At 32.5% G+C, this 11,377-nt stretch carries 7 protein-coding genes and 1 rRNA gene; all 8 read left to right on the forward strand.

Features of this window, described 5'->3' with window-relative positions:
• A complete protein-coding gene (gene dnaA / locus CKL_RS00005; RefSeq protein WP_011988614.1) occupies positions 1–1,356 on the forward strand; it encodes a chromosomal replication initiator protein DnaA in 1,356 nt (451 codons plus the stop codon).
• A gap of 258 nt (positions 1,357–1,614) precedes the next feature.
• Positions 1,615–2,718 (forward strand): DNA polymerase III subunit beta, encoded by a 1,104-nt coding sequence (dnaN, locus tag CKL_RS00010; protein WP_011988615.1) that lies wholly within the window; start codon positions 1,615–1,617, stop codon positions 2,716–2,718.
• A gap of 27 nt (positions 2,719–2,745) precedes the next feature.
• Positions 2,746–2,952, forward strand: coding sequence for a S4 domain-containing protein YaaA (yaaA, locus tag CKL_RS00015; protein WP_011988616.1), 207 nt, complete (start codon positions 2,746–2,748; stop codon positions 2,950–2,952).
• Between the two features lie 80 nt (positions 2,953–3,032).
• Positions 3,033–4,127 carry a DNA replication/repair protein RecF gene (gene recF, locus CKL_RS00020; protein ID WP_011988617.1) on the forward strand — a complete coding sequence of 365 codons (1,095 nt, stop codon included), beginning with the start codon at positions 3,033–3,035 and terminating at the stop codon, positions 4,125–4,127.
• A 19-nt stretch (positions 4,128–4,146) separates the two neighbouring features.
• Positions 4,147–4,410 carry an extracellular matrix regulator RemB gene (gene remB, locus CKL_RS00025; RefSeq protein WP_011988618.1) on the forward strand — a complete coding sequence of 88 codons (264 nt, stop codon included), beginning with the start codon at positions 4,147–4,149 and terminating at the stop codon, positions 4,408–4,410.
• Between the two features lie 21 nt (positions 4,411–4,431).
• Positions 4,432–6,345 carry a DNA topoisomerase (ATP-hydrolyzing) subunit B gene (gyrB, locus tag CKL_RS00030; RefSeq protein ID WP_011988619.1) on the forward strand — a complete coding sequence of 638 codons (1,914 nt, stop codon included), beginning with the start codon at positions 4,432–4,434 and terminating at the stop codon, positions 6,343–6,345.
• A 16-nt stretch (positions 6,346–6,361) separates the two neighbouring features.
• On the forward strand, positions 6,362–8,782 hold the full coding sequence (gyrA, locus tag CKL_RS00035) for a DNA gyrase subunit A (RefSeq protein WP_011988620.1): 2,421 nt from the start codon (positions 6,362–6,364) through the stop codon (positions 8,780–8,782).
• Positions 8,783–9,348: 566 nt separating this feature from the next.
• A 16S ribosomal RNA gene (locus CKL_RS00040) occupies positions 9,349–10,859 on the forward strand.
• The last annotated feature ends 518 nt before the right edge of the window (positions 10,860–11,377 follow it).

Here is an 11,377-nt window from a genome sequence, read left to right on the forward strand (position 1 = left end):
ATGAATGCCCATCCAAAAGAAATATGGGAACAATGCTTAAACATAATAAAAGGTGAGACTACTGAAGTAAGCTTTAATACGTGGATCAAAAGTATTACTCCTATATCTATTGAAAATGATACATTTATGTTAACTGTACCAAATGATCTTACCAAAGGTATACTAAGCAATAAATATACTGATTTAATAATTAGGTCACTGCAGATGGTTACTTCACAAAAATACAATGTTAAATTTTTAATTTCATCCGAATTACCCGAAGAATTTTTAACTTTAGATACTATAAATGAACAAAATATAAAAGGTTCAATAATAGTATCTGATGAAATGTCAGCTATGTTAAACCCAAAATACACTTTTACCTCATTTGTCATAGGTAACAGTAACAGATTTGCTCATGCAGCATCTCTTGCTGTAGCTGAATCGCCAGCAAAAGCATATAATCCTTTATTTATATATGGAGGTGTAGGTTTAGGTAAAACTCATCTAATGCACGCTATAGGACATCACATATTGCATAATAATACTAGCTGTAAAGTAGTATATGTTTCTTCTGAAAAATTTACTAATGAATTAATAAATTCTATAAAAGATGATAAAAATGTTGAATTTAGAAGCAAATATAGAAACATAGATGTTTTACTCATAGATGATATTCAATTTATAGCTGGTAAAGAAAGAACTCAGGAAGAATTTTTTCACACTTTCAATGCACTATATGAAGCTAACAAACAAATAATTCTATCAAGTGATAGACCCCCAAAGGAAATACCTACACTGGAAGATAGACTTAGATCTAGATTTGAATGGGGACTTATAGCTGATATCCAACCCCCTGACTTTGAAACAAGAATGGCTATATTAAAAAAGAAAGCTGATGTTGAAAAATTAAACATTCCAAATGAGGTAATGGCATACATAGCAACAAAAATCAAATCAAATATACGGGAACTAGAGGGAGCTTTAATAAGAATAGTTGCCTTTTCATCACTTACGAATAAAGAAATAAGTGTAGATTTGGCAATAGAAGCACTAAAAGATATAATATCAAGTGGACAGTCAAAACAAGTTACAATAGAATTAATACAAGATGTAGTATCTAACTATTATAATTTGAAAGTATCTGATTTTAAATCATCAAGGAGAACCAGAAATGTGGCTTTTCCAAGACAAATAGCTATGTATTTGTGTAGAAAACTTACAGATATGTCCTTACCTAAAATAGGAGAAGAATTCGGTGGAAGGGATCACACAACTGTGATACATGCTTATGAAAAGATATCCAATAATTTAAAAAAAGATGAAAGTCTTAAAAATGCTGTGAATGATCTAACTAAAAGATTAGATCAACAATAATTATTAACACACATTGTTGATAACTATGTTAATATTAAATAAAAAGGATATTACACTTATTATTTTTTTTTAATAATGTGGATAATGTGGATAATATAAATTTTATCCACTTACTTATCCACACTTATTTTTTATTCTTTTTTAGGCTATATCAATGTTTTTAAGACTTATCAACATATCCACAGCCCCTACTACTACTACTACTAGATATAATTATCTATCTATATAAATAATACCCACAAAAAAGGAGGTACTTAGATGAAATTCCTATGTACAAAAAACAAATTGCAAGAATCCATATTTACAGTTCAAAAAGCAATAACTGGTAAATCCAGTATGCCCGTATTAAATGGTATACTTTTAGAAGCTTATAACGATACAATAAGACTAACGGGTTCTGATATAGACTTAAGTATAATAACAACCATACAAGCAGAAGTACAAGAAGAAGGATCCATAGTAATTGATTCTAGAATATTTGGAGATATCATACGAAAATTACCAAACGATAATATATATATATCCACAACTGAGAATAACTCTGTAGAAATATTGTGCCAAAAATCAAAATTTAATATTATTCACATGAATGCAGAAGATTTTCCTGAAATACCTAATATAAATGAAAATATATTTTTTTCTATACCTCAAAATACATTAAAAAATATGATAAAAAGTACTATATTTGCTACAGCACAAGATGAAGCGAGACCTATACTTACAGGTATTTTATTTGAAATTAAAAATAAAAAATTAAATCTAGTGGCTTTAGATGGATATAGATTAGCTTTAAAATCCGAATTTTTAGATAATGAAAATGTAATAAATGCTGTTATTCCAGGAAAAACGTTAAATGAAGTTTCAAAGATTTTAGATGATGATAATGAAAATGTAAATATAACTTTCACTCCTAATCACATATTATTTAATCTAATAAATACGAAAATTATATCCAGACTGTTACAAGGAGAATTTATAAAATATAATTCTATAATTCCTGAGGAATATAATCTTAGAGTGACGGCTAAAAAAAGTGAATTGTTGGATTGTATTGAAAGAGCTTCATTAATGGCCAAGGACAGTAATACAAATTTAATAAAGCTAAAAATAGAACAGAATAATATGATTATAACTTCTAATTCTCAAATAGGAATGGTTAGGGAAGAGTTAAATATATTGTTAGAAGGAGATACACTTCAAATTGCATTTAATTCGAAATACTTAATAGATGTACTTAGGATAATGGAAGATGAGGAAATTGTGATGGAATTTTCAGGTAGTGTAAGCCCTTGTATTATAAAAAACAGCAAAAAAAATAATTGTATTTACTTAGTACTGCCAGTAAGGCTATTAAATAATTAAAAATAAATAAATTGGAGATAATGTAAAATGGATGAAATTAAAATTAATACAGATACAATAAAGCTGGATTCTTTTTTAAAATGGTGTGGAGCAGTTTCACAAGGATCTGAAGCCAAGATATTTATAAAAGATGGTATGGTAAAAGTAAATGGAGAAATAGAAACAAGGAGGGGACGAAAGTTATTTAAAGGCTATATAGTTGAATTTGGAGTAAATACGTATAAAATCATATAACTTATTATATATAAACATTAAGAATTTATTATTAATTGTCAAATATACATTTGTGATATAATTATAAATAGGTGTTTTTGATGTATATAAAATATTTAAAATTAATCAATTTTAGAAATTACAAAGAGTTAGATATAGAATTTGATAAAAATATAAATATATTCGTAGGAGATAATGCACAGGGAAAGACAAATATATTGGAAAGTATGTATTACTGCAGCATAGGTAAATCACCAAGAACAAGCAAGGATAAAGAATTAATAAATTGGGACAATAAAGAGTCATACATAAAAGTCCACATATTAAAGAAATTATTTAACAAAAAAATAGAAATAAAAATATTTAAAGAAGGCAAAAAAGGAATAAATATAAACTCTATAAAAGTAAGTAAATTATCTGAACTCATGGGAGTTCTTAATGTAGTTATGTTTTCACCGGAAGATTTAAAAATAATAAAGGAATCTCCTGTTTATAGAAGAAAATTTTTAGATATTGAACTCTGTAAATTCAGTAAAAAATATTATTATGGCTTAGTTCAATATAATAAAGTATTAACTGCGAGAAATATTATTCTTAAAAAATGGAATAAAGGTAATTATATAGATATTCTTCAGGTATATGATAAACAATTAGCAAAGTATGGTGAAGTTATAATAAAACTTAGAAATAATTATTTAAAAAAACTTAGTGAAAAAGGAAAAGTTATTCATAGTGACATAACTTCTGGAATTGAAAATATAGAATTTAAATATATGACATGTTTAACAAATTTTGATAATATAGAAGATGATCTATTTAAAATTTTAGAATTTAATAGAAAAAAAGATATATATAAAGGCATTACACTCTATGGACCCCATAGAGATGATTTTATTGTGAATATAAATGGAGTTAATGTCAGAAATTTTGGTTCTCAGGGACAGCAAAGAACTTCAATATTAACTATGAAATTTGCTTCTCTTGAAATAATAAAAGAAATTATAGGAGAATATCCTGTATTGCTTTTAGACGATGTTTTATCTGAATTGGATAAAAATAGGCAAAAATATATATTAAGTTCTATAAAGGACATACAAACATTTATAACTTGTACTGGAATTGATGATATAAAAAAAAGTATAATAGATGAAGCTCAATTATTTATTGTAAAAAAAGGAAAGGTTAGCAGAATTTAATTTTGAAAGGAGATTGCTCATGTTTTTACACTTAGGCGAAAATATAGTTGTTCCAATAAAAGATGTAATTGGTATATTTAATGTTGAGACTTCAACATATAGTTCTGATACAACTCAATTTTTAAGAATGGCTGAAGAAGATGGATTTATACAAAAGATTACAAATGATAAACCTAAATCTTTTATTATTGCAGAAGTAAATAAAAAAAGTAAAATTTACTTGTCACCTATATCTTCATCCACATTGACTAAGAGATCGGAAATTCTATACTACGAACTTTAAGATAAAATAAGGAGGATAGGTATGCCACAAGAAAAAAAACAGACTTATGATGAAAATCAAATACAGATATTAGAAGGATTAGAGGCAGTTAGAAAAAGACCGGGTATGTATATTGGAAGTACAAGTTTAAGAGGACTTCATCACCTAGTATATGAAATAGTAGATAATAGTATTGATGAGGCATTAGCAGGATATTGCGATAAAATAGATGTGGTTATACATGAGGATAACTCTGTAACAGTCGCAGACAATGGTAGAGGAATGCCGGTTGGTATACACCATAAAATAAAGAAACCTACAGTAGAAGTAATAATGACAATACTACATGCAGGTGGAAAGTTTGGCGGTGGTGGCTATAAGGTTTCAGGTGGCCTTCATGGAGTTGGTGCATCTGTAGTAAATGCTTTATCTGAAATTTGTGAAGTTGAAGTAAAAAGAGAAAAACATGTATGGAAACAGGTATTTAAGAGAGGTAAAGTAGCTACAGGATTAGAAATAATAGGTGATAGTGAAGAACATGGAACAAAAATATATTTCAAGCCAGATAAAGAAATATTTGATGAAGTAGATTTCGATTATGATATGCTTTCTCAAAGACTTAGAGAACTGGCATTTTTAAATAAAGGTATAGCCATAACCTTAAAAGATGAAAGAAGTGGTAAAGAAGAATTATTTCACTATGAAGGAGGAATAAAATCTTTTGTAACCTACCTCAATAGAAATAAACAAACAATCCACAAAGAGCCAATATATGTAGAAGGTATTAAAGGTGATTACTCTGTAGAGATTGCTTTTCAATACAATAATGGATATTCTGAAAATATTTTTTCTTTTGCAAATAATATAGATACAATAGAGGGTGGAACTCATCTAGCAGGGTTTAAGTCCGCCTTAACAAGAGTTTTTAACGATTATGCAAAAAAATTTAATATATTGAAAGAAAATGATAAAAATTTATCGGGAGAGGATATAAGAGAAGGTATTACTGCAGTAATATCTATAAAACTTGTAGATCCTCAATTTGAAGGCCAAACTAAAACAAAACTTGGAAATAGTGAAGTTAGGGGTATAGTTGATAATATAATGGCAGAATCTTTAAGTGATTTTTTACAAGAGAATCCTCAAGTTGCAAAAACCATAATTGATAAATCACTGGTTGCGTCACGTGCAAGAGAGGCGGCGAGAAAAGCAAGAGAACTTACAAGACGTAAAACTGTACTTGAAAATACATCTCTTCCGGGAAAACTTGCAGATTGCTCATCTAAAGATCCCTCTGAATGTGAAATATATTTAGTTGAGGGAGATTCAGCAGGTGGATCAGCCAAACAGGGTAGGGATAGAAGATTTCAAGCTATACTTCCTCTGCGGGGTAAAATAATGAATGTAGAAAAGCAAAGACTTGATAAAATACTGGGATATGAAGAAATAAGAGCTATGATAACGGCATTTGGAGCAGGAATAGGAAAAGATTTTGATATTAGTAAGATAAGATACAATAAGATAATAATAATGACAGATGCAGATGTAGATGGTGCACATATAAGAACATTACTGCTTACCTTTTTTTATAGATATATGAGAGAACTTGTTGAAAAATGTCATGTTTATATAGCTCAACCACCTCTATACAAAGTAGCTAAAAATAAAAAAGACTATTATGCTTACTCTGATAAAGAATTGGATATATTACTTAATGAAATAGGAGGAAAAAATAGTAATGTAAATATACAAAGATATAAAGGACTTGGAGAAATGGATTCTGAACAGCTTTGGGATACTACTATGAATCCAGAAACAAGAACTTTAATACAAGTTAATGTGGAAGATACAATTGCTGCAGATGAAATTTTTACTATACTTATGGGTGACAAAGTAGAACCTCGTAAAGATTTTATAATAGAAAATGCAAAGAAAGTTGTTAACTTAGATATATAGTAGAGAGGTGTAATTGATGTTTGATGAAGGAAAAGTTTTACCGATAGACATAAGTCAGGAGATGAAAAAAAGTTATATAGATTATGCAATGAGTGTTATTGTCAGCCGTGCACTTCCAGATGTACGTGATGGGTTAAAGCCAGTTCATAGAAGAATATTATATTCTATGTATGAATTGGGAATTACTCCTGAAAAAGGCTATAGGAAATGTGCAAGAATTGTAGGAGATGTTTTAGGTAAATACCATCCACATGGAGATTCATCTGTTTATGATGCTCTTGTTAGAATGGCTCAGGACTTTTCTATTAGATATACTTTAGTTGATGGTCATGGAAATTTTGGCTCTGTAGATGGAGATAGTGCTGCAGCTATGAGATATACAGAAGCCAAAATGGATAAAATAACTGTTGAAATGTTACGTGGAATAAATAAAAATACGGTAGACTTTATTCCTAATTTTGATGGTGAGGAAAAGGAACCAGTGGTTTTGCCTTCAAGATTCCCAAATTTACTTGTAAATGGTTCTGCAGGAATAGCAGTAGGCATGGCTACCAATATACCACCACATAATCTTGTTGAAGTTATAAATGGGGTTATAATGATAATAGAGAATCCAGAAGTTACTATTTATGAACTTATGACATCTATAAAAGGACCTGATTTTCCAACAGCGGGAATAATAGTTGGTACATCTGGTATAAAAAGTGCTTATGAAACTGGAAGAGGAAAGATAATAGTAAGAGCTAAAACTGAAATTCAAGAAGAAAAAGGTAAAAATAGAATAGTAATAACTGAAATTCCATACCAGGTGAACAAATCCAAACTTATAGAAAATATGGCGGATTTAGTTAAAAATAAAAGAATAGATGGTATATCAGATATTAGAGATGAATCAGATAGAGATGGAATGAGAATTGTTGTAGAATTGAAAAGAGATGCTAATGCTAATATAACTTTAAACCAGTTGTATAAACATACAAGAATGCAGGATACTTTTGGAGTTATAATGCTAACACTTGTGGATAATGAGCCTAAAGTTTTAAATTTGAAACAGATGCTTGTACATTATTTGAAATTTCAAGAAGAGATTTTGACAAGAAGGACCAAATTTGAGTTAGATAAAGCAGAAGCAAGAGCTCATATTCTGGAAGGATTAAGAATAGCATTGGACTATATTGATGAAGTAATAAATCTAATAAGATCATCTAAAACTACAGAAATTGCACGAAATGGTTTAATAGATAAATTTAATCTTTCTGAAAAACAGGCACAGGCTATTTTGGATATGAGACTTCAAAGGCTTACAGGACTTGAAAGAGAAAAAATTGAAAATGAATATAATGAACTAATGGATATAATAAAACACCTTAAAGAAATATTAGAGAATAAATCAATTCTATTAAATATGATTAAGGATGAATTAATCGAAATAAGAGATAAATATGGTGATGAAAGAAGAACTGAAATACAGATAAGTAATGATGATATAAATATTGAGGATCTTATCGAAGAAGAAGAAGTGGTTATAACTTTAACTCATGCAGGATATATAAAAAGGATCTCTGCAGATACTTATTCTTCCCAGAGAAGAGGTGGAAAGGGAATACAAGCTATGACTACAAAAGAAGATGACTTTGTAGAACATATATTTATTACTTCTACTCACAGCCATATTTTATTTTTTACCAATAAGGGAAAAGTATATAAATTAAAAGGTTATGAAATTCCTGATGCAGGTAGGACAGCTAAAGGTACTAATTTAGTTAACCTGTTGCCTCTGGATGGAGATGAACAAATTCAAGCAGTTATATCTTTTAAAGAGATTGATGATGATAATTATTTTATAATGGCTACTAAAAGGGGATTAGTTAAAAAGACTGAAATAAATCAATATGCATCTATAAGAAAAAATGGATTAAATGCTATAAATTTAAGAGATGGAGATGAACTTATAGGTGTTAAAATGACTACGGGTGATAGTGAAGTGTTGATTTTCACTAAAAATGGATACGCTATAAGATTTAGTGAAAAAGATGTAAGGCCCACTGGAAGGAATACTACAGGAGTTAAAGCTATAACCTTAAGAAAAAAAGATATTGCTGTTGCTATGGATATTGCAAGTAATAAAGAAGATATTTTAGTAGTTAGTGAAAACGGATTTGGAAAAAGAACTCCAGTAACTGAATATACTATTCATAAAAGAGGTGGAAAAGGAATTATAACCTATAAATCTACGGAAAAAACAGGCTTAATAGTAGGTGCTAGAGTTGTAAAAGATGAGGATGAGATGATGCTCATAAATAGTAGTAATGTAGCTATAAGGCTTAATGTATCTGATATTTCTACTACTAGTAGAAATGCTATGGGAGTTACCCTCATGCGTACAGAAGAGGAACAAAGAGTTGTGGCTATAGCTAAAATAAATTGTACTGAATAATAGATTTAGTTATTAAGAATTGTTTTAAATAAAATCAAGGATGTCTTTTGTTCCCTAAAGTTCCTAGATATTCTTGATTTTAGACATTTTACTGCAAAAATTGAAAAATAAAAAAATTATTTGTCTATATGTAAAAAAATATTTAAAAATGTATTGACGACATTAAATTTAAATGATAGAATGTAAAAGTCGCAAGGGGTTGTAACAGTTTTATTTGCTAAAAGTTCACTATATTTAATAGTACTTCAATGTTGTTACAACATATGCAAAAAGTATTGATCCTTGAAAATTAAACAGAATGAATGAAGATAGGTAAACTTATTTATTAAGAATAAACCAGCAATTCTTTTGAGCTGCGAGAGCAGTAAAGAGAGTAATTTCGTAATGTAGTATATTCAAGCAGTATTCTGCTGAAAGAGATATACTAAAATTGCTAGTAGCGAGTACAGCGAGGAAAAGGCTGAATGAGGAGCGGAACTTACTTATGTAATTGAGCACCGGAATGAGGCATTTAACGAAGCTGGGCGAAGCTAATAGTAATTTTCAACAGAGTCAAATAAAACTTTTAAAATAAGAGTTTGATCCTGGCTCAGGACGAACGCTGGCGGCGTGCCTAACACATGCAAGTCGAGCGAGGAAGCCCCTTCGGGGGTGGAATAGCGGCGGACGGGTGAGTAACACGTGGGTAACCTGCCTCAAAGAGGGGGATAGCCTCCCGAAAGGGAGATTAATACCGCATAGAAGGTAAAAATCGCATGATAAATGCCTTAAAGGAGCAATCCGCTTTGAGATGGGCCCGCGTCGCATTAGCTAGTTGGAGGGATAAAAGCCCCCCAAGGCGACGATGCGTAGCCGACCTGAGAGGGTGAACGGCCACATTGGAACTGAGATACGGTCCAGACTCCTACGGGAGGCAGCAGTGGGGAATATTGCACAATGGGGGAAACCCTGATGCAGCAACGCCGCGTGAGTGAAGAAGGTTTTCGGATCGTAAAGCTCTGTCATCCGGGACGATAATGACGGTACCGGAAGAGGAAGCCACGGCTAACTACGTGCCAGCAGCCGCGGTAATACGTAGGTGGCGAGCGTTGTCCGGAATTACTGGGCGTAAAGGGTGTGCAGGCGGATATTTAAGTGAGATGTGAAAGACCCGGGCTTAACCCGGGCAGTGCATTTCAAACTGGATATCTAGAGTGCAGGAGAGGAGAACGGAATTCCTAGTGTAGCGGTGAAATGCGTAGAGATTAGGAAGAACACCAGTGGCGAAGGCGGTTCTCTGGACTGTAACTGACGCTGAGGCACGAAAGCGTGGGTAGCAAACAGGATTAGATACCCTGGTAGTCCACGCCGTAAACGATGAGTACTAGGTGTAGGGGGTATCGACCCCCCCTGTGCCGCAGTAAACACAATAAGTACTCCGCCTGGGAAGTACGATCGCAAGATTAAAACTCAAAGGAATTGACGGGGACCCGCACAAGCAGCGGAGCATGTGGTTTAATTCGAAGCAACGCGAAGAACCTTACCTGGACTTGACATCCCCTGAATGACTCGTAATGGAGGAAGCCCTACGGGGCAGGGAGACAGGTGGTGCATGGTTGTCGTCAGCTCGTGTCGTGAGATGTTAGGTTAAGTCCTGCAACGAGCGCAACCCCTGTCGTTAGTTGCCAGCACGTAAAGGTGGGCACCCTAACGAGACTGCCGCGGTTAACGTGGAGGAAGGTGGGGATGACGTCAAATCATCATGCCCCTTATGTCCAGGGCAACACACGTGCTACAATGGGCAGAACAGAGAGAAGCAATACCGCGAGGAGGAGCAAATCTCAAAAACTGCCCCCAGTTCGGATTGCAGGCTGAAACCCGCCTGCATGAAGTTGGAGTTGCTAGTAATCGCGAATCAGCATGTCGCGGTGAATACGTTCCCGGGTCTTGTACACACCGCCCGTCACACCATGAGAGCTGGCAACACCCGAAGTCCGTAGTCTAACCAAGGAGGACGCGGCCGAAGGTGGGGTTAGTGATTGGGGTGAAGTCGTAACAAGGTAGCCGTAGGAGAACCTGCGGCTGGATCACCTCCTTTCTAAGGAGTCGAAAGGCTGGGAAAAAACCTGCCTTAAAAGCTGGAATTTGAGATAAATAAGTTGCCCTTTATTCTGTTTAATTTTGAGGGATCATAGTCATTTGACGATAAAGGATTGACAGTTAGATTCCTATTTCAATTGAGCAGTGCAGACTGTAATAATAAATTGTGCACTGTGAATAGTAAATTGAAATAAAATTGTCCTTTGAAAATTGCACAGTAAATAAAAGAAGTAAAGCTAAGGTTAGAAATAACCTTTGTAGTGGATAAGTATAAATGAGTTTATGCTTATTTTAATAAGATGTAGTTCCTATATTAATATAATTGAGAATAAAGTTTTAATTATATTTACGTAGGACAAAGAAAATTAGTGATAACGAGCAGAGCGAGGAAAGACTTGAGTGAGGAGCAGAGTTTACTTGTGTAAATGAGCACCGCAGGGAAAGGCTTGACGAAGCTGTGGGAAGTTAGCAGTAATTTTTTAATGAAACTCACTCAGCTAAGGCTGAGGAGTGCAA

This window comes from Clostridium kluyveri DSM 555 (assembly GCF_000016505.1).
Lineage (GTDB): Bacteria > Bacillota > Clostridia > Clostridiales > Clostridiaceae > Clostridium_B > Clostridium_B kluyveri.

What these genes read in the sequence shown, in the direction of transcription:
- dnaN (WP_011988615.1), top strand. Translation starts at nt 1,615, where the DNA reads ATGAAATTCCTATGTACAAAAAACAAATTGCAAGAATCCATATTTACA.
- gyrA (WP_011988620.1), top strand. Translation starts at nt 6,362, where the DNA reads ATGTTTGATGAAGGAAAAGTTTTACCGATAGACATAAGTCAGGAGATG.
- yaaA (WP_011988616.1), top strand. Translation starts at nt 2,746, where the DNA reads ATGGATGAAATTAAAATTAATACAGATACAATAAAGCTGGATTCTTTT.
- dnaA (WP_011988614.1), top strand. Translation starts at nt 1, where the DNA reads ATGAATGCCCATCCAAAAGAAATATGGGAACAATGCTTAAACATAATA.
- recF (WP_011988617.1), top strand. Translation starts at nt 3,033, where the DNA reads ATGTATATAAAATATTTAAAATTAATCAATTTTAGAAATTACAAAGAG.
- gyrB (WP_011988619.1), top strand. Translation starts at nt 4,432, where the DNA reads ATGCCACAAGAAAAAAAACAGACTTATGATGAAAATCAAATACAGATA.
- remB (WP_011988618.1), top strand. Translation starts at nt 4,147, where the DNA reads ATGTTTTTACACTTAGGCGAAAATATAGTTGTTCCAATAAAAGATGTA.